Genomic DNA, 25,346 nt, shown 5'->3' on the forward strand with positions numbered 1-25,346 from the left:
TCAACGATTTTTTAAACTTTTAAGCTGCCAGTATTATGTTTGACATGACCCTTAATTACTGTCTTGCTTTTCCTGCCGTAACACAGGAAGAGAAATGGGACGAAGATCTGCGGTTCTCTGTGGGAGAAAAGCTCTTTTGCATGATCAGCAAATCTGCTCCGCACCAGGTTTCTTTAAAATGCCGGCTGGAGGATTTTCACCGTCTGATCTCACAACCCGACATCGTGCCGGCTCCGTATCTGGCACGTTATCACTGGGTACAGATCAAAGCCCTTGATACCTTACCAGTCCCTTTATTACAGTCATTGTTACAGAATGCATACGATCTTGTGGTGAGTACGCTTCCTCCGGAAGAGCGGGCGCAGATACTCAAAGAAAGAGTCTAAATTTTTCAGGTGATGCATTGGTGCTGTTGATAGACCCGAAGTTCTGCGTATAGCGCCTGGCAGCGCCTAAGTAAGATAAAAAAGGAAGAGAGGCGATAGCAATGCTGTCGCCTCTCTTCCTTTTTATGTGAATAATTGTTGCCTTATTTCTTCAGATACTCACAGGAAATTGCGTATATTTAAGCTGTTAAATAACCGAATTGTTAATCCAACTATACCATTGATCAGAGAAAGGAAACCATCACCACTTAACCCGTTTCATTAAAAAAAGATTATACCATGAAAACTAAATTGCTTACGCTATTGCTAAGCGTATTTGCCTATTGTACCGTGTCCGGACAGTCCCTTACAGGAGAACCGAACCCCTGTCCCGGCATAGACTACAACTATTCTATTACTGTGCCTACTTCGGCCGGTATTCCCTATGTTACCAATCTTTCAAATGGATTTCAGTCTGCTGATATGGTTCCTACACAAACAGGTACCAATGTAACGTACAAGTACACTATCAGGTGGAATAATTACTATCAGACATCAAATGGAGCCCCGGTTAAATCAGTGTTTGAAGTAACAACTCCTGCAATGGGTACTACTCCTGCAAAACCTTACCCTATCCAGGTAACTATTAAAGGTTTATCTGACGTGCAATTTTCTTCTGTACCCGATCCGTCCTGTGCCTATCGGGGAAACATCACTGTCAGTGTATCGCCCGTAGCTAATGCAACCCGTTATGTCTGGACCAATTCGGCCGGCTGGGGTGGAAATGTTACCACAACAACCGCCAGCAATGTCTTTAATGTTACAAACGAAAGTACTGCAACGATAACAGTTGTTGCGTACAATGATAACTGTACGGCTGCCAATCCGGTTTCAAAGACAAATTCGACCACTGTTACAAGGCCTGCTGTTGCTATCGTACCTGCTTTCACAGCAGCTCCTGCGCAACTTTGTTCAGCAAACGTGCTGGCAGCAAGTGTATCAGTTGCAGAAGGAACTCCTGTATCATATGAGTGGTATACGGCGCCTGCAAATTACATCGGACTCAATAGTGGCGGTAGCTACAGCGCAACGGCCCCGCTGGTAACGACAACACCGACCGTAAATATGTCTTACATCGGTCCTGCAACAGGCGGACAACCAACGACCCTGTACTGCAGAGCAGTATATTCTGCCACCTGTAAAACTGCGTACAATTACTATACCCTCAGCACAGGAAAACCAGCTGTACAAATGTTCGCTGCTTTCACAGCTACACTTGGAGAAGTATTTGGAGACAGTTTCGGCGCCTGCCCGATAGAAGTGTTACAGATACGTCCTGTCACCAATTATGGTACCGGCGCCGTAACCGGTCATCAATGGGAAATGCTGTCCGGTAGTTATTCCAGCGTAAGCAATCTCACCGGCATTCCGCTCAGACTCAGAATGTCCAGTCAACTGAATGCAGAGGTGGAATTCCGTTACCGTTTCAACACGGCATGTGGCTGGTCTGATTGGCTCAATTGTTATGCATTCACCTGGAGTTGTAACGGCGCACGTACAGCTGTCATTACTGAAAAAACAGCTGCTGCCCCAACAAATCCGCTGAGTTTCACGCTTTCTCCCAATCCGGCTGCTAACGAGATTTCCGTTAACATCCCAGATACAAAAAGTAACACAGCACTGTTGCTGAATATCGTTGATATCAAAGGAACATCACTGATCCGCAGCAAACATGCGGCTGCTTCAAAAGTAACAGTAGATATCAGCAAACTGCCAGCCGGCCAGTATATCTTACAGGTACAATCCGGCACGAACAGTTATTCAAAACAATTTATTATCGCAAAATAATTTCCTGCCTGGTATAGTAGGATACAATAAAAAAGCGACTGCCTGATGGCAGTCGCTTTTTTATAACATATACATAAACTTATTCTGTTCGCAAACTCTTTACCGGGTCAGCCAATGCCGCCTTTATAGCAGAATGCCCCACCGTCAGCCATGCAATCACCAGTGAGAACAACAAGGTAACAACAAAAACACCGGCTCCTATTTCCATCCGGAAACTGAATTGCTGCAACCAGTCATTCATAAAATACCACGCAAGCGGTGTAGCAATCGCAAAGGCCAGCGCGATCAATATGGTAAACTCCCTCGACATCAGCATGACGATGGTCATCACATCCGCGCCTAATACTTTCCGGATGCCTATTTCCTTCTTGCGTCGCAACGCCATAAAAGAGATCAATCCATATAAACCAAGGCAGGAGATGAAAATAGCGATGCCTGCAAAGATCTTAAACAGTTGCGCCAGCTGATTTTCCTGTTTGTAATAATCGGCCAGCGTCTGGTCCATAAAACTGTATTTAAACGTATAATCAGGGTAATTTTTATTCCACAATGCCTCAATAGCAGCTATCGTACTCCGCGCCTTACCGGTTTCAATCCGGATATTCGCCGTTTTGTAAATCCGCTTAAAAGTTGTCATCACTACCGGATCGATCGGATCACGTAAAGACTTTACATGAAAATCCTTTACAACACCCACGATAGGCAGGGTCTTGTTCATTACGGTGATAGGTTGTCCGATAGCCGCCTCCGGACTAACAAAACCAGCTTTCTTTACCAGGGTTTCATTCACCACAAATTCGCTGACGGTATCGGCGTCATAATACACCCTTCCTGCCAGTAGCTGCATTTTATAAATATTGAAATAGTTGGTATCTGCGGGTTTCATATTCACAATCAGGTCTGCTTTATCCGTATGATTACTACCAAGCTTAAAATCTGTCGCCCAGAAATCCTCTCCTGCAGGGGCAAACAGACTAAAACTCACCTCACGCACACCTGACTGGTGCATCAGTGCATCACGCAGATAATCGAACCTGGTACGGCTGACACTATCATGTGGAAATTCTGCCGTAATGATCGCTTCTTTACTAAAGCCCATATCCGCATTACGAAAGTAGTTTGTCTGTGCAATTACGATCAGCGTACCAATGATCAGCACCTGCGCGATGACAAACTGGAAAGTCACCAATCCTCTCCGCAAATGAATACCCCTTGGATTTTCTGCATTTAAACGGCTTTTTAGCGCATTCATCGGATTAAACCCTGACAATACCAATGCGGGATAAAAACCGGCTAATACAGTCACAATCGCCCACAAAAACAGGATAAATGAAACAGCTGGTATGACAGGCAATACAGATAATGAGATCCTCATCTCCAGCAAAGCACTCAAAAATGGCAGTAACGCCATAGCCAGTATTAAGGCCCCGGACATAGCAACAAAACAGGATAGTCCGGTTTCTCCCAGAAACTGCAATAACAGTTGCTCTCTGTTACTACCGAGTACTTTTCGTACGCCTACTTCGCGCGCACGGCTAATGGCATTCGCGGTAGACAGGTTGACAAAATTGACACAGGCGATGATCAGCAGAAATATGCCGATCAGGCGTAAGGCAGTTATAATTTCTTTACTGAAAACGCGGCCGCTGAAGGTCTCAAAACGTTTATCGGTATGTATATCCTTTAACGGTTGCAGCGATAGTTGATAACCGGCATGAGAAGCAGGAACGTGTTTCGTAATAAAGCCAGGCAGGAGCGCATTCAACTGCCCCTCGGTATAACCTTCCTTAGCAAGTACCAGGACGTAGTTATTCGTAATCCCCACCCAGTCATTCACACCAAAACCCAAAGGCTGTAAGGTAACGTAAGAGATAACCATGCCTAAAGAAAAGTCGGTATTGTCAGGCGGAGTTTCCATGACACCCGTAATACGGATGTATCGTCCGTAAGCGCGGATCATCTTACCCGTCGCCTGCTGCCAGTCGCCAAAATACTTATTGGCCATATCCCTGGACAGCAATGCGGTATTTTGTTCTTGCAGGCCATTGACCGCATTACCGGTAAGCATCCGGAAATCAAACATTTCAAAAAAAGAAGGCTCCGCAAAAAAGACGCCCTCAGCTTCACTGAATTTCTTCACTGTCGCACCATCTTTTCCAGGTATGGTGACCTGTACATTTTTATCGCCGTAAATACCTGCTACCTTTTCCAGCTGCGGATAATCAGTCCGCAGCCCCTCTGCATAGGGAAACGGCGCCCCTGTACCAAAACCGCCCCCTTTCAGATCAGACCTTACAATACGATAGATCCTGTCTCTCTTTGTATGAAAATTATCATACTCCTTTACATATTGAACAACGATGGAAATAAGCAGAAAAGCCCCAAAGCCAACCATCAGACCAGTGATATTCACCAGGAAATGACGTTTGTTATGTATTAGATTTCGGAGGGCGGTCTTCAGGTAACTGTGCAGCATAAAGGTACTTTGGATAGCTGATTATCTAGTTCAGTGCCATACTATATAATAATGGAAAATAATACAATATGATTGAACAGTAATCATTATCTGTCCGGTTTTGATACAATCACTGTCCGCTGGAGGGCAGTGAATAAAAAAAGACCGCTCATTACCTGAGACGGTCTTTTTTCTGTTAACATTGCTCAGCGGGCAATGCAATAGTCATGACATCCTAACACTAAAATAAAATCATAAAAGCTTACTTGCACAAGGTATAGATGATATCATACACACCGAATAAGATCAGTGTACATGCAAACAACTTTTCCAGTAAGGGAGACTTCATCTTCACTGCTGTCTTAGCGCCCAGATAAGAAGATGGAATGGCTGTCAGCGATAATACCAGCGCAATATTCCAGTCGATATGTCCCAGCCACCAATGTGCCAGTGCGCCCGGTATAGACAGTAATGCTGATAAGACAATAGAACAGGCCAGCGCCTGTTTGATCGGCATATGCAATTTCTTGATAAAGAAAGAACTGAATAATACGCCGCCTGCATTCGCCAGCAAACCGGATAATAATCCAATACCCAGTGAAGCCCACACGATCATCTGTTGATGTCCTTCTGCGGCATTTTCAACAACAGGCGTTTCTGCTTCGTTCTTCTTTCTCAGAAAGGAAAATAACAGTGACCCACCGATAGAGACAATAAACAAAGCTGTCAGTATCATCAGTGTTTTACCCGGCAGAAACTTGCTCAGAAAGGAACCTGCCAGTGTTGCAGGAATGCCGAACAGGGCGCCGGTCAGTATCACTTTACGATTGAATAACTTTTGACGGCTGTAAACAGTTGTAGCTGATATTGTACTGGTGATCGCTGCCGGTAATGGAGAGGCCAGCGCATAAAACGGATTGACACCCGCAAATATCTGCAGGGCAGGTGTACTGACTGCGCTACCTCCTTTGCCCAATAAGCCGGACAGGTAGCCTACGATAAGGCCAATAACTAATACGACCAGATAATCGGTCTGTTGTAATAATGTGAACATAAAACTTCCTTCAGCAAACAGGCCTGGTGTAAAGGCGAAGCTGGCTTAAATAATGATGGTTGGTAAGAGTGAAATTACAGGTATCCTTTTCTGTTACATCGATGTTCTAAGTGGAAGGACAACCCAAAAGTACAGTGCTGTAGCGGGTCTAACAAAATTTCAGCCAATAGCTGGTCATTACTAAAAGTTATAGAGGATAACCATAAGTAATAATTTTGACAGCAGCGGCCCGGACTAGGCTATAACCTATTTAGCCTACTAAATCTATGATTTGGATAAAATCACTATGAAAAGCTTAAATCAGACTTTTTTACCATTGATACACCATCCCGATGCCTCCGGGAGCGACAGTTAACTGCAGTTCGTTAAAATGTTGAAACAGACCTTTCCCACGACTATGATGCACCATAAAATTTACGCCATCGAACAATAGCAGGAACGCCCCCTGAAAAATGAGCGAATTACCATACCCTTTCCAGCGGTCATACCCTGTCCCAAACAGTTTCGTCTTCCCATGCTCCCGCATATACAGTCCGCCGGCCATATAAGCCAGATCCAGCGCTCCGTTCACCAGGAAGATCTTTTCAATTTTATGCTGCTCATTAATACTCCCCTGCCAGTTATATTGCCCGGGGTCCAGTCTGCGGTTACCCAGGTAACTGGCCGTAGCAATCCCAAGATTGACCACCCCCCAGATGGCATTCATCTGGTGAAAATATTTAGCCTCTCCATGCGCGCTACTGTTTCCGATCAGACCGGCAGCGAGATTCGCCGTACCCCAGCTTCCCAATACCAGCATGGCCGTTTTGGTGTTATTGATGCGTACTTTGTTGAAAGTGCGTAAATATGAGGTATCCTGCGCATGGGCAGCGAACGTAACAATCAGCAGGGAGAGGAAAAGGAGTTGTTTCATGGGGTGCGTTTTTCGTATATACGGAGGAATTAAGAATTAAGAATTAAGAATTAAGAATTAAGAATTAAGAATTAAGAATTAAGAATTAAGAATTAAGAATTAAGAATTAATACCAAAGATCTGCATTCCATCCAAATAGTTCAACATAAAAAGAGCCGCCCCGACTGTTCGAAGCGACTCTCTTTTTATTTACTTTAAAACTAATTACTCAAAATGCCATCTTCCGCACCACTCTCCGCTGCATTTCAATTCTTAATTCTTAATTCTTAATTCTTAATTTCTCGTCAACGCTTTCCATATTACCCCATAAACATCCGTAGCAGCCAGTTCCTGCCCTTCACCCACCTGATTGGATATCAGCACAGGGTGAAATGACTTATCCTCAGAAATACGCCCGTGAGAGCCTTTTATAAGGGTAGCATCCAACGGTATTACATTCATGAGATAACGGAAGCCCAGTTTTTTCTTCAGTAATTTGAACCCGGCCTTCAGCTTAATCAACGGATCTGCAGGGTTCATGAACATTTCCACAGGGTCATAACCAGGTTTACGGTGGATATCTACCAGTCGGGCGAAATCAGGTGCTTTGGCGTCATCCATCCAGTAGTAGTAAGTGAACCAGCTTTTGGCGTCTGCCACCAGTACCAGTTCCCCGCTACGGCTATGATGCATCTTATGCTGACGCTTACCTTCTCTGTCCAGCACCAGTTCCACACCCGGTGTATTCTCCACGATACTGCGTACTTTCTTATACACAGAAGGGTCATTGACATATACATGCGCGATCTGATGGTCTGCCACCACAAATGCTTTGGAAGCACCGGGATCCAGCAGTTCCAGCCCTCTTTCCTCTCTCACTGCGATCAGTCCTTCTTCCCGGAAACGACGGTTCAGGTGGATAGGGTTATTCACATTGGTGATACCATATTCCGACAGAATGATCACCTCACTGCCTTTCTTTTCATAAAATTCCACCAGCTGCTTACACACCGCATCGACTTCACCCAACTCTTTGCTGATACGGGAGAAATCCTGACCGAATTTCTGTAAACAGTAATCCAGGTGTGGCAGATAGATCAGTGTCAGCGTCGGATCGTACAGGTTATCGGTTACGACAGATGCATCCGCGATCCACTGGGTAGAACGGATGTTCGCACCTGGTCCCCAGAACTGAAATAAGGGGAAAGTCCCCAGCTCTTTCTGCAGATGATCACGCAGTGAAGCAGGGTGTGCATAACAGTCCGGCGCCTTACGGCCATCTGCCAGGTATTGCGGACGGGGAGTGACGGAATAATCGGCGGTTGAATACATGTTATACCACCAGAACATCTTTGAGCAGGTAAAGGAAGGATCAAGACGTTTGGCTTTATCCCAGATCTTGGGAGCTTCCACCAGTTTGTTGGATTGCTTCCAGAACTTGATTTCACTGTCCTGCCTGTCATACCATCCATTACCCACAATACCATGTTCTGCCGGCCATTGTCCGGTTACATAGGTACTCTGTACTGCTGTAGTGACAGCCGGCACCATGGGCCGGATAGTGGATAAATGCTGTTTCTTCACATATTCCTGCAGGAAGGGCGTATGTACACCTATAAGGGAGGAGGATAAACCTACTACGTCAATTACTACTGTTTTTTTCATATGGCGCCATTAGGATATGAGTTCAAAACTATATTACATGGCTGGTAATTCCAACTGTTGCAATACCCAACGCAGTTCCCTTGATACGGACTTGTCCATTGGTAATTTCAGTTCAGCCGGTAATACATCCCAGGTATATGTTTCAACTTCCAGGTGTTGTGTAAATGGTTGTTTCCGTTGTAATTGTAATACATTCTCTATATCTGACCGGGTAGAAGACAATACACCGTAACTATCCACAAACACCGGTACATGGAAATGCGAACGCCATTCTTTTACCGCAGGATTCGCGGCATCTTCCAGGGCCTGTGGCAGGTCAGGATAATGCAGGAAGCCATCTTCCTTGCGGGCTATCACCTGATGCAGATAAGTTGGCTCATTGAACTCCTTAAAAGCATTGATCACCTGTTCCCGTGCGGCTGCTTCTGCTGGCAATGATGCTTTCAATGCAGCGCTGATCTGTAGCTTACCTACTTTCAGCCCGTGCTGGTCCAGTTGTTTTAACACATCGGCGGCCGACTCATACACCAATGCAAAGTGGCATACGTCGTAGCATAGTTGCACATGTGTTTTGATAGCAGCTGCCGCTTCATCCGCGCTCATACCAAACTTGTCTTCCAGGGAAGGAATACCAAGGGGTAACAGGTAATGGAGATACCAATCCAGGAACTCCTGTGTATTTTCCATCATGCCGTCCGGCTCCGGCTCTATATCAAGATGCATAGTGGGACCACCGCCACGTTTAATACGTACCAGTTGCTCTACTATCTGCAGGATATGCAGGGTAGTGGTCTCCATGATCGCTTCTTTCTCTGATTCGCAGCGTACATGCCACAATTTATACGAAAGTGGCGCGGTGGAGATACCTCCTTCCATCCCCTCAGGTAAGAGGGACGCCAGCAGCCGGAATAAACGGCTGGTATAAAACACACGCTCTGACGTCGTCCAGTCAGGCGTATGCACATGATCTTTTACAACTGTATGGTGGAAACCTCCGTATGGAAAGCCGTTCATCGTGAACACATAACAATCGTGCGCTTTCAGCCAGGCTTTGAATTCTTCCAAAGCCGCTTCTTTACTGAGCTCCAGACTGGCTGTATTGGACAGGCGCAGACCGATACCGAAAGGTTTATCAGGAGATACTTCTTTCTTTACCGCGGGTACATACTGTTTGAGCTGTGCAAAATGTGCGCTCCAGTTTTCACCGGGATGAATATTCGTACAGTAGGTTAAATGAGATTGATCAGATACTTGCATGGTTCACTTTTAAATGCTGTACAGCTTCGTTCAGTAACATTTCGTCTATCACGTGCACTTCAGCGCCTACGCCGATCGCCTTTAACAGGCAGATCGTCAGCCGGCCACCCAGATGTTCACGGAACTCCTGTAATCCTTTGATAACAGGTGACGGTTTACCTTCTTTCATCTCCAGCAATTCATGATAAACCGGTAACTGTAATTTTACCAGCAGGTGCACAATCCTTTCTGCCGCAGCGGTACTGATCCAGCCTAACAGAGAGGAATAAACGCTGTCTACTGCAATACCGATTGATACGGCTTCACCATGACGTAAAGCAAAGTCAGTCAGTTGTTCCAGTTTATGTGCGCTCCAGTGACCGAAGTCCAGCGGACGGGAAGAACCACTCTCAAACGGATCTCCGCTACCACCGATATGTGCCATATGAAGTGCCGCACATCTGTATACCAGTTCCTGCATCACTGTCAGGTCGTTATTGACCAGGGCCGCGGCATTTTCTTCCAGCCATTCAAAGAAGGAAGCGTCTTTTATTAACGCCACTTTCACGGCTTCTGATATACCCGAACGCCAGTCTCTTGCTGGCAGTGTGGTCAGGAAATGTGCGTCATTGAATACGGCTGCAGGTGGTGCAAACGTACCGAGGAAGTTTTTCTTTCCCTTGTAGTTGATACCATTTTTCACACCTACACCTGAATCATTCTGTGACAGTACAGTAGTTGGTATACGAATATGGCGCACCCCTCTGTGAGAAACTGCCGCCACCATACCTACCATATCAAGGACAGCGCCACCGCCGATCGCCACCACAAAAGAGTGACGGTCTATGGCCTGCGTGTCCACCAGGTCTACCAGATGGTAAAAAAGCGCCTGGTCATTTTTACAGGATTCTCCTCCCGGCACAATTTCAATCTCTCCTGCAAGCTTAAAACCTTCTATCTGTTGTAAATAAGTTGTTATTTCTGTTGCAAGCGCCGGATGGGCTTTTGCCACGCCATCATCCACAATGAAAAGCAGCTTCTTGGTAAGTCCTGGCGTAGTCTGCGAAACCAGGTAATTCCTGAACTCCGCGTTGGCTGGATTAAAAAGGTATCGGGTAAAGAAAACCTTAAAAGAATAATCTACACTAAAAGTCTGTTGAATAAACTCCATGGATATCGCTCTGGTGTTTCGTTTAATAATCGTCCTGGCGGCCGTTAATGTACAAAAATTAATTGCTATTGACGAATTACGAATGACGAGCGGATTGCGATCAGGTCACTGCAAACGCTCTCGCCATCAGTAATGACAATGGCAGAAGGATCAGTACGAGCAATGCGTGAGGCAACGTGGAGAATGCGGCTACCCAGGCAGCGTTCATAGCGACCAGCGCAATGATGCCTCCCTTTACAGCCTTTCCTATGTTAGGACCAGATGGGTCTTTAATGGCATTGAATAATGGCAGATTAATCATGACTGCAAATAACAGTATAAATGGTATCGCAATCACAATATGTCCGTTAATGGCTGCCAGTGCCAGCATGGTACCATATACCAGGGCATAACAGAAGGCTGTAATGCGCAGGGTACGGGTATTTCCTCCATGCACCTCTCCACGACTGATAGCGGTCACAGCAGCGATGTATAATACAGGGATCAGGCCAATCCACCAATACTTATTTAAGGCAGGCACAACCATACTGATTCCCATCAGCAGGTTTAATCCACGACAGAGCCCCATATTGACCGGACCCCACGCCTGGTGTTTACCCCACTTATCATATACCAGTGCACATACAGCAATACCCAATGCCAGGTAACCGGTGATACGGCCTACTGTAAAAGCGGCCAGCACACCAACCAGCAACAGGTAACTACCCAGTACAATGGCCTGTGTCATCGAGATCACACCACTTGGAATAGGACGCTCAGGGCGCTCCACCTTATCCAGTTCTGCATCCATCACATCATTGAAAACCACTCCGCCGCCGTACAATCCAATCGTTGCCAGGCACATACATACTACTGGCAACAAATGATCCAGATAACTGGATACTTCAGAACCCAGAAATCCGGAAATAGCTACGCCTGCCAGTATATCTGCTACTGCAGTTACTATATTGGCGGGTCGCATTAAACGTAAATATCCTAATAACTTGCCTATAATATAATTCACCGGGCTCGGGTTTTCAACAAGCAAACAATACAAATGACCGATCGTGCAGCAATGCAGCAAAGGGCTGCAATCTACATGTACCGGGCATTGGCATTACCGACTTGTAACTGTTTATCTGATAATATTAGACTGTTTATCTATCCTTGGCTGCTGACCACCACGCAGCACAGTACTTCCATTAAACTTCAGACTCTGATCTACATTTTTTACGGTATCAAAATCAGCCATGTCCATCTGACCACTTTGGGCAAAAGCAGCTACAGCATTGCCGAAAGTTACCAAATGAATATCATTCAAGTCAATACCACTTTCGTGCATGAGGGCCGCGGTTTTAGGTACAGCCAATGGGTCACTGATACCCCAGTCGGCAGCAGAATTGACCATTATGCGTTCACTACCATACTGTTTTACGATTTCCACCATGCGTTCATTACCCATTTTAGTAAACGGATAAATAGTGAATGCAGCCCAGAAACCACGGTCAAGTACCTCTTTTACAGTCTCTTCGTTGTTGTGGTCAACGATGATCATATGCGGATCCAGTCCGTGTTCCAGCGCAATATCCATACTACGCTGTGTCCCTTTTTTCTTATCCCGGTGCGGGGTATGTATCTGTACAGGTAGCCCTGCTTCTTTTGCCAGTTCCAGTTGTGCGCGGTAGTATTTTTCCTCTGCAGCTGTCTGATCGTCAAAGCCGATCTCGCCAACACCTACTACGCCTTCTTTATAAATAAAGGATGGTAATATTTCCATTACTGCCTCTGCCAGTCTTTCGTTGTTGGCTTCTTTCGAATTCAGACCGATTGTGCAATAATGTTTTATACCAAATTGTGAAGAGCGGAAACGCTCCCAGCCGATCAGGCTGTTAAAATAATCCCTGAAAGTATCTACTCCTGTACGTGGTTGTCCGAGCCAGAATGCCGGCTCAATGATCGCTACTACACCTGCGTCCGCTAACGCCTGATAATCATCTGTTGTGCGGGAGGTCATGTGTATGTGCGGATCAAAAAAACGCATACCCTTGATGCGTTCCATATAGGAGGAAGAGGTTGTAATAGGTTGAAATTCTTTACCTGTTAACTCATGACTGCAACACATGTCTTTTACTATTTATTTGAGACCTGTAAATGAACAACCTGCTACCGCGGGCTGAGATTTCCGTTTCGCAAGTTAAGATTATATACACTGAAGGTGTGATACACGTTTATGCTATTCGTGCGGCGACACTATTCCAGGTAAGGCGATCGCTGGCAATTTCTTCTTTTAAGGTGGCTGATTGCTCCAGCAAGGCAAGTGCTGGCGCATATGTACTTGAAGCACAAGCTAAAGCAGCGGCTTCTTTCTCTACATTCACAGCTGAATTCCAGACACGCCGGATATCCTCGAAATTGTCCGCCGTAATAAACGGTCCTACCAGACGCCATAACAAAGGATGTACTTTCCTGCCGGCAGCCCAGCGCTCGTGGGCATAGTCTGTTAATATGGCTGCCAGTGACGCGTTGGCTCTCTCGTCCAGCCCGGTAATAAGATGGATAGGTTTGTCAGTAAAAAACGCCTTCATCACCAGCTGATTCCAGGCTGGTTCGTCCAGATGACGGGAAGGATAAACATTGTGCAACATGACAGCTTCCTGTACCGGACCAATATTGGACCGGATCCCCTCCGTTGTGCGGAATACCCATGCATCCGGCCATGCCAGCAGCGGTAATGCGCTATAGAGCGCCGCCTGCTCATTCATATCGGCGGCATCAAACAGCCCCTCGATCACTTTCACATAGGTATCTCTGTCGTCAGCCGGTAGCTGTAATAACCACCACAGCCGCACCACTTTATCTAACGTAGATCCCTGTATGAAAAACGGCGTACCGTCTGATAGTGCAATAAACGCTTGCTCCGTCTGCACCAGCTGCTTCCCGGCAAAACGCGGAATAGCTGTAAAAGTAAGATTGAATCGCTGTACACTTACAGGTACCCCCAGTTTTTCCTGCTGCTGCTGTAGCCAGCTGAGTGCCTGCTCCGTACTGTTGTGCTTAATGATTTCAAATAATAACGCTTCCGTTTTATTCCTGTCGTGGTAATACGCTTGTTCCATCAGCCGGGCTAATTTATCTAGTGCTAAAGTTAGCAGATTAAGTATTAAAAAAAGTGAAAAACTGTGATGGATGGTGTAGTAAATAAAAGAGAGGCACGTTGTGCCTCTCCTTCCGCCATTCTAAAACCTGATCAGTTCAATCAGGAGTATCTTTATCAGCAATAATTCTGCGGAAACTATTGCTTCATAAAATGCATTACTGATAACAGGGAAAATGAAATACTATACGTGGGCTAAACGTGACGTTTGAGCAGCATAGATTTAGATTTTTGCCTGACATTGCATATGCAATATAATCAATTATTTGTTACAACTGCAATCGAATGAGCAAAAAACTATCCAGCGGGTTACTATTTTTAAACTGAGAAAGCGTAACAATCTCATTTTGAATTATTTCTGAGCAATATAAGGGGTGTGTTAACATTCCAGTCAGGCCTGAAACCGTCCTGAATAATGAACCCTTTTGAGTAGTTTCCCAGCACAATATCAGGGTCTCCATCCCGGTCAAAATCACCCACATCCATACAAATCCACCGCCCCGCTTTCTGCAGTTCCGGCATCGTATGTGGTGTAAATTCCAGGGGCTTTTCCTGTTTGAAAAGTATAAATTTCTCTCCCGGGCGATTCTTCAGATCAGCAAAAAATGCAATACTTGCAATGTCCAGATCACCATCTCCGTCAAAATCAGCAGCCACTGCTTTTGTACATCCGTTTACCGGGTAAAACCATTCCTTTTCAAAATGGAAGTCGCCTTTATTAAGGTATAAATACACACCATGAAACGGCTTCAGCTCCATGGAATAATCACCGTTGTCTCCAGAAGTATACAGAATATCCAACAGCCCGTCCCTGTTCATATCCACCACCTGAAAACTGGTGGAACCATTCACTGGCGGAAAACGTAATAACTGCCGCTGTTTAAAACCACCTTTACGATCATTTGTGAATAACCAGATCCCTTCATCTGCATAAGCAAACAAAGTCATGATATCCGGCCAGCCATCCTTATCAAAATCAGCTACGACCGAATGAATAGCGCCTGGTACTTCCCATACCGGCACTTTTTTATAATCATCTTCCATCGTTTGCTTCAGCACATACAATCCACCGTAATCATGTCCGAATCCACATACCAGGTAGTCCATAAGGCCGTCCCTGTTAAAGTCAGCCGCAATACTCTGCACCGGACGTGGCAATCCCATACTGATCGTCTTGACCTGTTCTGCCTCCGGCCGGGAAGGATGTACCTCCCACAACATACCCTGGGCCACATCTACAGCCCGCAGATTCCCTATGCAGGTAAGCAGACCTGCATCCGCTGACTGCCAGTTCAGATCTACCGCTGTTGATTGCAGCTTGATAGCCGTCTGACTATGCAGCAACGAATCCCAGCGGAACAAAGTAGCGCTATGCTCAGAAGAAGAATACAGTTCCCCGGTAAAAGGATTGATATTCACCATCGTAGTAGTCGCCATTATATTCCCTTGCTTATCCCTGATCTCCGCTTTGGCGCCTAATGCCTCCAGACGGCTCTTCAACCCTACCGCTGCATCCCTCGTAATGCCACTTTTAACCACATTAGGGACACCATCCACCAGTCGCTTGCTATCCAGCAGGTCAAGCTCCGTTTCAGCCTTTACCTGCTTTACCAGCTTTAATTTATTCGGACCTATTTCCGTCAGTATCACCTCGCTCGGTGATCCTTCGGGTCCGGCCGTCTGTATATCAAACAGTTTGAGGTCCTCTGCCAGTGGTTGCGGTACCTTAGCCGCTTCCAGCTTTTCAGGCGCCAGCTCCTTATAAAAAGCCACAATAGCATTCCAGTCCTCAATGCTGATATTCACGCCCTTTCCAGGCTTTACATAATATCCGCTGCCCTGCCAGACACCAATACCCAGTTTGGGCGCCATGGCCGGCAACACATGCTCTGCCCAGGTAGCTTTGTCCAGCATCGCAGGAGCAACCGGCAGGTGACAACTGCCACAATATTTTTCAGAAAGCAATTTGCCTTTGTCCTGTTGGGAAAGTGTACAGGAGGATAGCGCGAGGATTAAAGGGAGTAGTCGTTTCAAGTGTGGAGCGTGGTTGCGTACAACAATAAATACGATGTGGCAACGCAAAGTAGAAAATGGGAACTGTTAACTATTTTAGCTTCAACAGTAGTTCCTTCGCTGGAACCTTTTTCACATTGCCATATTTGTCTCCAATGACAAGTGATTTGTCGTTGGCAGCGCTGGATTCTATTAACTTTCTCACAGCGTCGTTCATTCCTTTAAGCACTTTCTCAGAGAGTTCGTCAATATGCCTTTTATTTTCCATGGCGCTCACTTTGCGTTAAAATATTTTCCCAAATATCGTTTTTTATAATCATTTTTTCAACTCCATCTCCCTTGGCTATAACATCTGCCGGAGTTTCCATATTTTCAAAAACTAACCATTCGTCACAAATAGGTATGTACAAATTTACCAAATTATAAATCCCTCTATAATACCTACGTCTAATAACATCTTCCGGAATATTATGTCCTCCTGCTTCAACACGTTGAGCAACACGTTGTATTGCAAACTCCGGAGAACTCAACCAGAAATATAACAGTGTTACATTATAACCCAACATTTTCGCTCTCTTTACCAATGATACATAACTTCTCGTTGATAGTGTTGTTTCAAATGCAAAGTCAGATTGTTCTGCCAGCAAATGATCTATCCGCTGCAACATTATCCTTCCCGCTTCCAAAGCGACATTTTCAGGATTAAAAGGAGAAAGCCCTGCCGCAATACTGTCTGCATTTACAAACTCGCGACAATTAAGAATACTTGGAAGTACAGCATAACTTGCGGTCGTTTTTCCGGCACCGTTACAGCCAGCTATTATATACAATTCAGGCATATTGTAAATATACCCAAAAAAAGAAAAGGCCCTGTCACCAGGGCCCTTCCATTTTTCCTCTTCGAATAAAAGTGTAAAATCTTAGTATCCGTCATTCTGTTCCAGGGTCTTCGCACCACCTTTCAGACTCAGGTCAATCTGACGCTGAGGAACAGGATAATGCTCATTACGTGGCGCTACGAATTTAGCACCGCCCAGGTCAGTTGTGATCTTGGATTCATATGCAAAGAACTTGGTCAGTTCCGCATTTGCAGTACCCCAACGGGTGATGTCGAAGTAACGCTGACCTTCCATTGCCAGTTCAAGCTTACGCTCAAAACGAACAGCTTTCAGTGCGTAGTCTTTACCCTGTGCAGTAAATCTGCCGGCAGGATAATTTGCGATCACATAGTTAGCCGCTGGTGTAGTGGAGAAACCACCCATTGGATTACTGTTATCCAGGTAAGTATACACAGCTGTTTTAGGATTTGCAGCTCTGGTACGCACCTGGTTTACATATGCCTGTGCAGCATCCAGGTTACCCAGTTCTGCTTCTGTTTCCGCAGCGAGTAACAATACGTCTGCATAACGGATCAACACCAGGTTGATCGCAGAACCTGGCGCCCAGGAATTCGGATCTTTATATTTATCCTGATTGAACTGCCAGTAAACATTCTTTTTAGGCGCATACGGACCAGCATAGTTCTGATCACGTACCCAGCTACGGCCAGGGTGATTACCCCAGTCCAGGAAAGGAATACCACGACGGCCTACTGTCCAGTCAAGGCGTGGGTCCAGTGTACCATCATCCGGTGTGAACGGTGTGGTAGACAGGATCTTCATATCGCTTTTTACAGGGTGTGTGTTATAATCATCCAGGTAAGGAAGACCATTTGCATCTGTACGATAAGAGTTTACCAGGTCCTGTGTTGGCTGATAGAATCCGCAACAACCGAATGGGCTGTTATAAGGGAAGTTCAGCATTTCACCCTGGTTACCGTTAGAGATCTGACCAGTACCATTGTTGGCCGACATCTGAATAGCGAAAACAGATTCCGCATTGTTTTTAAACTCAGAATCGAAGTTATCTTCAAATCTGTCTGTCAGACCATACTTGGTGCCTTTAGCCGTTACACCCTGTACCTTGATCACATCGAACAATGCTTTCGCATCATTCCATTTTTTCTCGTATACATATGTTTTTGCCAGATAAACACCCGCAGCCCATTTGTTTGCACGGCCTACCAGTGATTGTGTAGCTGGTAAGGTCTCATATGCGAACTTGAAATCAGCCTCGATGTTAGGCCAGATATCTACATTGTTAGGCTGTTTGTAGTCATCGATATGGGTTTCATCTACCCAGGGCACTTTACCAAACATCTTCTTCAGTTCGAAGTAGTAGTGTCCGCGCAGGAAACGGCTTTCTGCTGTTACCTGTGCTTTCTCATTCGCCGTCATGTCATTTACATTGGGCAGCAATGACAGTACGATATTCGCGCGTACCACACCATCAAACAATACCTTCCATTTGGTATTGAAGAAGCCGTTACTGGCATCAAACTGACCTGTAGCGATCAGACTGATAGGCGGCTGGTCAGTCGCGTCACTACCCTTGTGTGCATCACCGGCAGCAACACTACCGTAGATCCAGTTGCTTGGTGCGGCTTCCCATGGGCCACCACCACCAATAGCGGCTACGTCCTGCTGCTGACCATCCAGCGCTGCATAAACACCTACCAGCAATTGTGCGATACCATCTTTGGTAGATACATTTTCAGGCGTCAGGGAACCTTGCGGCTGACGCTCGAGGAAACTTTTACTACAGGCGTCGAAGAACAATCCTCCTGCTACGACTGAAGCAATTAATATATATTTTGATCTGATGAATGTCCGTTTCATTTTAATAAATTTTGATATTCTCCAATAGCTTTCAGCTTAACCCTCAACGTTAGTTACTATTAGAATCCAACGTTTACGCCCACCAGGAACTGACGCTGGTTTGGATAAGCACCCTCATCCAGACCGAAGTTGGTAGTACCACCGGTGATCTCAGGATCAATACCGGAATATTTAGTGATGGTGAACAGATTCGCTGCCTGCACATAGATGCGGAATTTCTCGATGCCAACGCGCTGTAATACGGCTTTAGGCAATGTATAACCCAGCATCATATTTTTAGCGCGCAGATAAGAACCATTCTCTACGAGGAATGAGTTAGGTACTGTATTGGTACTGAAAGAACCTTCGTTTTCCTGAATAGGTGCTTTTGCGTTCTGATGATCAGGTCTCCATGAATCGTAGAGTGCTGTTTTACTCTTAGCACCTGCGAAAGATGGATAGAAGTCAGTCCACCAGCGTACCTGGTTCCAGATCTTGTTACCCTGTACACCATACAGGAAAACAGTGAAGTCAAAATTCTTATAATCCAGTTCCAGGTTCAGACCATAGCTGAATTTAGGACTTGGATTACCAAGGAAAGTACGGTCAGCTTCAGTGATGATACCGTCACCGTTGGTATCCTGGTAGCGGAAACGGCCAAGACCAATACCTGTCTGATAAACAGCATTCGGATTGTTGGTGGCCTTCTGTGCCTGGTCATTCGCAGTAGCGATTTCCTGTGTACTGTTCCAGAAACCTACGGTTTTGTAACCATAGAAGCTGGAGATCGGATGATCGATCGCGTTACGGATAATGAAGTTACCGTTGAAACGACGTGCTTCCAGATCGAAGTAAGGAGCGTCACCGGAGATGTTTATGATCTTGTTCGTGTAAGTCGTAAAGGTGGCATTCGCTTTCAATACCAGGTCCTTGGTGATGTTGATATTATTTCCACCAAGGGAGATGTCTATACCATGGTTCTCCATTTCAGCGATGTTAACTGTCGGAGGCGTTGAACGGCCGGCAGTTCCGGAGATCTCTGGCTGGAATAACAGGTCTTTAACTTTCTTCTTATAGTAGTCGATGGTGAACTCCAGTTTACCTTTAAACATGGTCGCATCCAGACCAATGTTCATGTTGGTGTTGCTCTCCCATTTCGCATTCGGGTTACCGATCGTTGTTCTGAAGAAGCCGGAATTCAGGTTATTGGATGTACCACCCAGGTCATAGAAGGAAGAACCCTTGTTCAGACCAAACTGAGTATATGCGTTTGCAGGCGCAACGTTCAGCTGGTTACCCATTATACCGTAACCACCTCTGATCTTTAAGTCAGACAACCAGGCCACCTGTTTCAGGAAAGCTTCCTGAGAGATACGCCAGCCTGCACTCACAGCAGGGAACCAACCATAGCGATAGTTAGAACCGAAACGGCTGGAACCATCACGACGGATAACAGCGCCCAACAGGTATTTGTCCAGCAGACTGTAGTCTAAACGACCAAACAGGGAGAACAGACCATCCGTGAACCTGTCACTGGAGTTGGTTACAGTACCTGTACCAGATACCAGTGTAGTGAAGTTAGGATCGAAGATGAAGTAGTTCTGTGTAGTACCGGATACCAGACGACCATGGTTATCGAAGGCTTCTGTACCTAACAATACCTTGATATCATGCACCTTGTTGAAGTTCTGCTGATACTGGATAGTATTACTCCAGGTCCAGTTGTAACCGCTGGTAGCAGCTTCTGTATAAGAGTTTACTTTATTGTTCTCTGCATTTTCATACTCCGGATACACGAAGCTATGATTGGATGAAGAATATACTTCACCACCGAAGGTAGTGCGGAAAGTAAAATGCTGCAGGAAATCTACTTCACCATATACGTTACCCAGTAAACGGTTGCCAAGACCACGGTTATCTTTTGTACGGTCCTGGATCGCTACAGGGTTACGGGCGTTACCCAGCTGTGCGCCATTGGTACTGAATGAACCGGCGAAATTGCCTCTGATATCATGAACAGGAATGATCGGCTGCTCACGGAATGCCATACCGATACCGCTACCTTCTGTCAATGCAGTGATACGTGGGTTATCGATCACGGAGAACTCCAGATTTTCACCGATACGTACATGTTTACCTACATTGAAATGGCTGTTGGAACGGATGGAATAACGTTTCAGATAGGTATTCTGCAGCGTTCCTTTCTGATTGAAGTAATAGAAGGAGAGATAATAAGCTCCCTGATCACTGGCGCCGCTTACAGATATGTTATGGCTGGTGATATAAGCTGGTTTGAAGATTTCATGGAACCAGTCAGTACCGCCTTTATTCGCCCTCGTAATTCTGTAGAAGTTATCCAGATCAGAAGGGTTTTTATAGAAAGGATTGACATTATATTTTGAAGGATCTACGTTAGGATCGCCTTCCATCAGACCACCAGGTGCAATATAATCCGGCAGTCTTGGAGTAGCACCGCTACCATAAAGACCATCGTTATATACTACGTTAGGATCTGTGTTTTTCAACGCCATCCATTTGAGATCGGCCATTTCCTGTGGATTCAGGATATGCCATACGTTTCCACCTTTCGGACGTTGTGTACCATAATACCCGTCATAGGTAACATGTACTTTACCATCTGCTTTACCTCTTTTGGTGGTGATGATGATCACACCATTCGCAGCTCTCGCACCATAGATAGATGCAGAACCTGCATCTTTCAATACCTGCATGGAAGCCACATCATAGGGGTTCAGGTCAACGATGTTCTGGGTTGGTACTCCATCAATAACGTAAAGGGGCGTATTGTTACCGAAAGTGTTCACACCACGGATACGCACCTGTGGTTCTTCACCCGGCTGACCGGAACCCAGTACAGTGATACCAGATACCTGGCCCTGTAACTGATTGCTCACCTGTGCTGTCGGCTGACGGCTGATCTGTTCTACGTTTACAACAGATACCGCGCCTGTCAGGTCTTTCTTTTTCTGCGTGGCGTAACCTGTTACAACCACCTCTTCCAGAGAACCTACTTTTTCAGAGAGTACGATATTCACCGTTGTTGACTCTCCGAGTACGAACTCCTGTTGGGTATAACCTACAAATGAGAACACGAGTGTCTCACCTTTTTTGGCGGTAACGCTGAAGTTACCAGCAGGGTCAGTGGCCGTACCCTTACCTGAATTTTTAACTGCCACTGTTACTCCGGGCAAAGGGTTACCGGAAGTCTCGTCGGTGACTTTACCGGTAATTTTAGTCTGGGCGAATGCGGCACTGGCAAATAATAACAACAACAACCAGCAACACGCAAAGGTGCGGTAGACATGTCTCTTCATAACGTGAAACGTTTTTTTTTGGTTAATAAAAAGCCTGTTCGGGCCTGGAGACTGCTTTTCGTTGGCAGGTACAGGCACGAAAAATGACCGGGTTAAATCAATATCCTGGTCTAAGAGGGACAATATATAACTCCTTACTTCAGATTAACTCCAATACTGAGCTGCTACGCAGTTCAGCGTAAATACATCCAATCAGTTGTTTTACCTGGGAATTTTGGTACACACAGTTTTAAAAGAGTACAGTTTAGTTTTGAGTACAGTTTAGTTTTTTCATACACGTGTTAACATCAAATTTTAGGGAACATGGAAATTAGATTTTGGTTACGCTTTATACACACACTAAAATTTCAATTGTTAACTGTATAACAAGGTAACACATTCGTTTAATTTAAGCAAGACAACCTGTAAATTTTTAATCAGCTTTTAAGAATTTAGTACTAGTTTTTTCAAATCTTAAATAAATAGGCCCTTCCGGGAACCGGAATTACGAATGACGGAAGTCCTGCAGCAGTAAACGTATTTTTTACACTCATTTTTCCACATTCGTAATTCACCATTTCCGGCGTCATAATTTATCTGTAATGACTTTCACCGCACGGCCTCTTTCCAGCTCATTATGTTCCTGCCACTGATCCTGCTGTTTTGCCAGCAGTTGTTCCATCTGCCACGCCATGAACTTCGCTTCCAGTCTTTTCAGACAAAGCTGCTTGTTTTCTAACTGCGAACGGCTGTCCATCGCCAGTACCTGGATACCCGATGGCAGGTGCGTACCACGTACTGCCGTCTCCACCTTGTTGACATGCTGTCCACCCGGACCAGACGCCCGGCAGGACTCCAGTTTCACGTCCTTCAGGTTCCATTCCTGCTGTTTATTCACGTCAAAGACCTCCACACCCACAAACCAGTTCTTTCGTTTATGGAATTTTCTGAAAGGACTCTGCGCCACCCACTGTATCGTACCCCTCCATTCCTGTATAAACGTCTCAAGGGTCTTGTTGTTCGAAACACCACCCGTCTGAATGAGTAATACTGCTGATAACAAAGTACCTTTCAAATTGCCTTTTTTGCTCTCCAGTAAGGTGATATCCAATGCTTTTCCACGGGCATCCTTCATCATCATCTCCACCACCCGTGCCACTACTCTGCCACATTCCTCCGGACCTCTCCCGGAGGTTACCTGTATAATTGACTTGTTCATTGTACTATTCTTTATACATTCTTACAATACGGGGCAGGAATTTGCCTTCCATTGCCACCAATTCTTCCTGCGCGCCAATGACGCTTTCAATGTCCTTATAAGCCAGCGGATTCTCTTCCACACTGCCACCTATCAGGGTGACATTCGCCGCCGCCAGCATCTTCTTTAAGGCCGATACCGTCATGCTCTCTCTTGCACGCTTCCGGCTCATCGCTCTGCCCGCTCCATGCGAAGCAGAATACAATGCCTGTTCTTCACCCTTTCCTGACACCAGGTAGGCCGCCGTTGTCATACTACCGGGAATGATGCCCAGTTCTCCTTTATGTGCCGGCGTAGCGCCTTTACGGTGTACGATCACCTTACGGCCATCAGCCAGCGTGTCTTCCCAGGCGAAATTGTGGTGATTTTCAATGGTTGCCAGGCGCTGTATGCCCAATGCTTTAGCCAGATTGATATGGATCCTGTCATGGCAGGCTTTGGCATAATCTCCCGCCAGCTGCATACTCAGCCAGTATTCCTGTCCTGCCTCACTGTTCATATCCAGCCAGGCCAGTTGCTGCGCCTCTCTTGGCAGCTTACAGGTATCCATCGCGATCTTCGTATAATGCATCGCCACATTGGCGCCTAAACCTCGGCTGCCGGAATGTGATAACAACGCCACATAATCCTTTGCCGGTAATCCAAGAGAATTGCCTTCTGCTAAAGTGATCATACCAAATTCCACGAAGTGATTACCACTACCGGAACTTCCCAGCTGACGCGCTGCTTTGGCCTGTAGCTTTCTCAGCATTTCGGTCGCCTGAAATGCCGGATCATCCAGCACTGCATGTTCCTGCGCTACCTCCAGTCCGCCCTCCATACCAAAGTGTGTCCACTCTTTTAACGCGACCTTCATCTGATAACCAAAACGTTTGATAAAACTCTCTCCTTCATCAAAGATGGATAAAGCCATACGGCAGCCAATATCCACACCAACCGCATAAGGTAACACCGCATTCGCAGTAGCCAGGACACCACCGATCGGCAAACCATAACCGGTATGCGCATCCGGCATCAATGCGCCCTGCACAGTCACCGGTAACGACATCGCCAGCTCCATTTGTTTTTTGGCGCCATGCTCTATTTCCTTTGCACCATATATTTTTAATCTGCCCGTCTGCTCCAGTAAGGCAAACTCCTGGTGATGACACACCTCTTCATGATCAATGAAAGTAGCCGCTATCTTACCGAGTATTTCATCACGCAGATATTGTTCAGGCGTGGCTTTCACAGCTGCCAGCAATGTGAGCAACTGATCCTTTGTATGATGCTTAAAATGTTTTGAAATTGTATTAATGACCAGACTTCTTGCACGGTCATTTGTATAACCGATCTTACTCAGTTCTTTTGTGCGTAAATTGCCCATATGGGTACGAATAAATTGTATAGAAAAGTATACCATTCAACAGATGGTGAACGGTGATTTGCGGCAATAAGAACCCTTTCCGCATAGGCGGTTCCACGCTTTCTATACAGGCATAACAAGGCCTCCGTTAGTGAATAACGATTATTGCATACTACTATACTGACAGGCAATAAAAACCTTATCAGACAAAGTCTGTTGCAAGCGGCCAGCATTACGTACAGGCATTAGCTATACTGATGATGATTGATCATCAATACCTGCGCACGTCCCAATAAATAAATAAGGATTGTATGCCTGAGTTAGGCAGCGGGCGAAAAGGGTAATATGTGAATACGTTCTGTCATGATTCCTTTCAGTTTTAGAAGTGAGTAATAAGGAATACGGTTGCAAAGGTATATATTTTCTATATTATATCAACTATCTTCGTTTTTTAGCTGATAATTTTTTTCAACATGAAAATATTCAACATTGTCTGGTGTATACTGTTCATCATTTTCGCCGGACTCCAATACAATGATCCTGACCCATATGTATGGGTACCGATTTACCTGTTTGGTGCAGGTTGTTGTTTCCTCGCAGCAAGAGGACGTTTTCACAGGAAAGCATATATCTTCGGCATCTTCATTTACCTCGTATATGCCGCTTATCTTTTCTTTGATAAAAATGGGGTGATAGACTGGGCAACAGAACATCATGGGGAAAACATCGCTGAGACAATGAAAGCTGCTAAACCATGGATAGAAGAGACCAGAGAATTCTTCGGACTGTTCATCCTTATCATTGTCTTACTGGCCAACTACTTTTACGCCGGTAAAAAGAAAGTATAAACAGTACTAACATAAAGGTATAAACGTAAACAGGGTATCTGCCAACCGGCGGA

At 45.5% G+C, this 25,346-nt stretch carries 19 protein-coding genes; 3 read left to right on the plus strand and 16 right to left on the minus strand.

Annotated elements, in window-relative coordinates:
* The first annotated feature begins 44 nt into the window (after positions 1 to 44).
* Complete coding sequence (locus BMZ72_RS22660) at positions 45 to 386, plus strand: MmcQ/YjbR family DNA-binding protein (protein WP_177222898.1); 342 nt, start codon at positions 45 to 47, stop codon at positions 384 to 386.
* A gap of 279 nt (positions 387 to 665) precedes the next feature.
* Positions 666 to 2,213, plus strand: a complete 1,548-nt coding sequence (locus tag BMZ72_RS22665) for a T9SS type A sorting domain-containing protein (protein WP_089811982.1) — start codon at positions 666 to 668, stop codon at positions 2,211 to 2,213.
* A gap of 79 nt (positions 2,214 to 2,292) precedes the next feature.
* Here the strand turns inward: BMZ72_RS22665 and BMZ72_RS22670 are convergent, their stop codons facing one another.
* From BMZ72_RS22670 to BMZ72_RS22740, 16 genes are all read right to left on the minus strand, one after another.
* Positions 2,293 to 4,689 (minus strand): ABC transporter permease, encoded by a 2,397-nt coding sequence (locus BMZ72_RS22670; RefSeq protein ID WP_089811983.1) that lies wholly within the window; start codon positions 4,687 to 4,689, stop codon positions 2,293 to 2,295.
* Between the two features lie 241 nt (positions 4,690 to 4,930).
* Positions 4,931 to 5,722, minus strand: coding sequence for a sulfite exporter TauE/SafE family protein (locus BMZ72_RS22675; RefSeq protein ID WP_089811984.1), 792 nt, complete (start codon positions 5,720 to 5,722; stop codon positions 4,931 to 4,933).
* Between the two features lie 310 nt (positions 5,723 to 6,032).
* Positions 6,033 to 6,635 carry a DUF6992 family protein gene (locus BMZ72_RS22680; protein WP_089811985.1) on the minus strand — a complete coding sequence of 201 codons (603 nt, stop codon included), beginning with the start codon at positions 6,633 to 6,635 and terminating at the stop codon, positions 6,033 to 6,035.
* 273 nt (positions 6,636 to 6,908) lie between these two features.
* A complete protein-coding gene (locus BMZ72_RS22685) occupies positions 6,909 to 8,279 on the minus strand; it encodes an alkaline phosphatase family protein (protein ID WP_089811986.1) in 1,371 nt (456 codons plus the stop codon).
* Positions 8,280 to 8,312: 33 nt separating this feature from the next.
* On the minus strand, positions 8,313 to 9,536 hold the full coding sequence (gene eboE / locus BMZ72_RS22690) for a metabolite traffic protein EboE (protein WP_089811987.1): 1,224 nt from the start codon (positions 9,534 to 9,536) through the stop codon (positions 8,313 to 8,315).
* Complete coding sequence (locus BMZ72_RS22695) at positions 9,523 to 10,686, minus strand: 3-dehydroquinate synthase (protein WP_089811988.1); 1,164 nt, start codon at positions 10,684 to 10,686, stop codon at positions 9,523 to 9,525. Before BMZ72_RS22695 ends, eboE begins: the two co-directional genes overlap by 14 nt.
* 100 nt (positions 10,687 to 10,786) lie before the next feature.
* Positions 10,787 to 11,647: a UbiA-like protein EboC gene (gene eboC / locus BMZ72_RS22700; RefSeq protein WP_089811989.1), complete on the minus strand. Its 861-nt coding sequence runs from the start codon at positions 11,645 to 11,647 to the stop codon at positions 10,787 to 10,789.
* A 153-nt stretch (positions 11,648 to 11,800) separates the two neighbouring features.
* Positions 11,801 to 12,724: a TatD family hydrolase gene (locus BMZ72_RS22705; protein WP_245552067.1), complete on the minus strand. Its 924-nt coding sequence runs from the start codon at positions 12,722 to 12,724 to the stop codon at positions 11,801 to 11,803.
* 169 nt (positions 12,725 to 12,893) lie between these two features.
* On the minus strand, positions 12,894 to 13,781 hold the full coding sequence (locus BMZ72_RS22710) for an EboA domain-containing protein (protein WP_089811990.1): 888 nt from the start codon (positions 13,779 to 13,781) through the stop codon (positions 12,894 to 12,896).
* 380 nt (positions 13,782 to 14,161) lie between these two features.
* Positions 14,162 to 15,853, minus strand: coding sequence for a ribosomal protein L7/L12 (locus tag BMZ72_RS22715; RefSeq protein ID WP_143087753.1), 1,692 nt, complete (start codon positions 15,851 to 15,853; stop codon positions 14,162 to 14,164).
* A gap of 70 nt (positions 15,854 to 15,923) precedes the next feature.
* The gene (locus BMZ72_RS36630) at positions 15,924 to 16,100 is read right to left on the minus strand and encodes a hypothetical protein (RefSeq protein ID WP_177222899.1); all 177 of its coding nucleotides are present in this window, start codon (positions 16,098 to 16,100) and stop codon (positions 15,924 to 15,926) included.
* Positions 16,090 to 16,671: a zeta toxin family protein gene (locus BMZ72_RS22720; RefSeq protein WP_089811992.1), complete on the minus strand. Its 582-nt coding sequence runs from the start codon at positions 16,669 to 16,671 to the stop codon at positions 16,090 to 16,092. The genes BMZ72_RS36630 and BMZ72_RS22720 overlap by 11 nt, the downstream gene beginning before the upstream one ends.
* Positions 16,672 to 16,752: 81 nt before the next feature.
* Positions 16,753 to 18,549, minus strand: coding sequence for a RagB/SusD family nutrient uptake outer membrane protein (locus BMZ72_RS22725; RefSeq protein ID WP_089811993.1), 1,797 nt, complete (start codon positions 18,547 to 18,549; stop codon positions 16,753 to 16,755).
* Between the two features lie 59 nt (positions 18,550 to 18,608).
* Positions 18,609 to 21,863 carry a SusC/RagA family TonB-linked outer membrane protein gene (locus BMZ72_RS22730; protein ID WP_089811994.1) on the minus strand — a complete coding sequence of 1,085 codons (3,255 nt, stop codon included), beginning with the start codon at positions 21,861 to 21,863 and terminating at the stop codon, positions 18,609 to 18,611.
* 565 nt (positions 21,864 to 22,428) lie between these two features.
* Complete coding sequence (gene prfH / locus BMZ72_RS22735; RefSeq protein WP_089811995.1) at positions 22,429 to 23,061, minus strand: peptide chain release factor H; 633 nt, start codon at positions 23,059 to 23,061, stop codon at positions 22,429 to 22,431.
* Between the two features lie 4 nt (positions 23,062 to 23,065).
* On the minus strand, positions 23,066 to 24,466 hold the full coding sequence (locus tag BMZ72_RS22740; RefSeq protein WP_177222900.1) for an RtcB family protein: 1,401 nt from the start codon (positions 24,464 to 24,466) through the stop codon (positions 23,066 to 23,068).
* Between the two features lie 452 nt (positions 24,467 to 24,918).
* On the opposite strand from BMZ72_RS22740, the gene BMZ72_RS22745 reads away from it, so the two are divergent.
* A complete protein-coding gene (locus BMZ72_RS22745; protein WP_089811997.1) occupies positions 24,919 to 25,293 on the plus strand; it encodes a transmembrane 220 family protein in 375 nt (124 codons plus the stop codon).
* Positions 25,294 to 25,346 lie beyond the last annotated feature (53 nt).

The sequence above is a fragment of the Chitinophaga sp. YR627 genome, from assembly GCF_900114995.1.
Taxonomy (GTDB): domain Bacteria; phylum Bacteroidota; class Bacteroidia; order Chitinophagales; family Chitinophagaceae; genus Chitinophaga.

What these genes read in the sequence shown, in the direction of transcription:
- BMZ72_RS22660 (WP_177222898.1), top strand. Translation starts at nt 45, where the DNA reads ATGACCCTTAATTACTGTCTTGCTTTTCCTGCCGTAACACAGGAAGAG.
- BMZ72_RS22665 (WP_089811982.1), top strand. Translation starts at nt 666, where the DNA reads ATGAAAACTAAATTGCTTACGCTATTGCTAAGCGTATTTGCCTATTGT.
- BMZ72_RS22670 (WP_089811983.1), bottom strand. Translation starts at nt 4,689, where the DNA reads ATGCTGCACAGTTACCTGAAGACCGCCCTCCGAAATCTAATACATAAC.
- BMZ72_RS22675 (WP_089811984.1), bottom strand. Translation starts at nt 5,722, where the DNA reads ATGTTCACATTATTACAACAGACCGATTATCTGGTCGTATTAGTTATT.
- BMZ72_RS22680 (WP_089811985.1), bottom strand. Translation starts at nt 6,635, where the DNA reads ATGAAACAACTCCTTTTCCTCTCCCTGCTGATTGTTACGTTCGCTGCC.
- BMZ72_RS22685 (WP_089811986.1), bottom strand. Translation starts at nt 8,279, where the DNA reads ATGAAAAAAACAGTAGTAATTGACGTAGTAGGTTTATCCTCCTCCCTT.
- eboE (WP_089811987.1), bottom strand. Translation starts at nt 9,536, where the DNA reads ATGCAAGTATCTGATCAATCTCATTTAACCTACTGTACGAATATTCAT.
- BMZ72_RS22695 (WP_089811988.1), bottom strand. Translation starts at nt 10,686, where the DNA reads ATGGAGTTTATTCAACAGACTTTTAGTGTAGATTATTCTTTTAAGGTT.
- eboC (WP_089811989.1), bottom strand. Translation starts at nt 11,647, where the DNA reads ATGCGACCCGCCAATATAGTAACTGCAGTAGCAGATATACTGGCAGGC.
- BMZ72_RS22705 (WP_245552067.1), bottom strand. Translation starts at nt 12,724, where the DNA reads ATGGAACGCATCAAGGGTATGCGTTTTTTTGATCCGCACATACACATG.
- BMZ72_RS22710 (WP_089811990.1), bottom strand. Translation starts at nt 13,781, where the DNA reads ATGGAACAAGCGTATTACCACGACAGGAATAAAACGGAAGCGTTATTA.
- BMZ72_RS36630 (WP_177222899.1), bottom strand. Translation starts at nt 16,100, where the DNA reads ATGGAAAATAAAAGGCATATTGACGAACTCTCTGAGAAAGTGCTTAAA.
- BMZ72_RS22720 (WP_089811992.1), bottom strand. Translation starts at nt 16,671, where the DNA reads ATGCCTGAATTGTATATAATAGCTGGCTGTAACGGTGCCGGAAAAACG.
- BMZ72_RS22725 (WP_089811993.1), bottom strand. Translation starts at nt 18,549, where the DNA reads ATGAAACGGACATTCATCAGATCAAAATATATATTAATTGCTTCAGTC.
- BMZ72_RS22730 (WP_089811994.1), bottom strand. Translation starts at nt 21,863, where the DNA reads ATGAAGAGACATGTCTACCGCACCTTTGCGTGTTGCTGGTTGTTGTTG.
- prfH (WP_089811995.1), bottom strand. Translation starts at nt 23,061, where the DNA reads ATGAACAAGTCAATTATACAGGTAACCTCCGGGAGAGGTCCGGAGGAA.
- BMZ72_RS22740 (WP_177222900.1), bottom strand. Translation starts at nt 24,466, where the DNA reads ATGGGCAATTTACGCACAAAAGAACTGAGTAAGATCGGTTATACAAAT.
- BMZ72_RS22745 (WP_089811997.1), top strand. Translation starts at nt 24,919, where the DNA reads ATGAAAATATTCAACATTGTCTGGTGTATACTGTTCATCATTTTCGCC.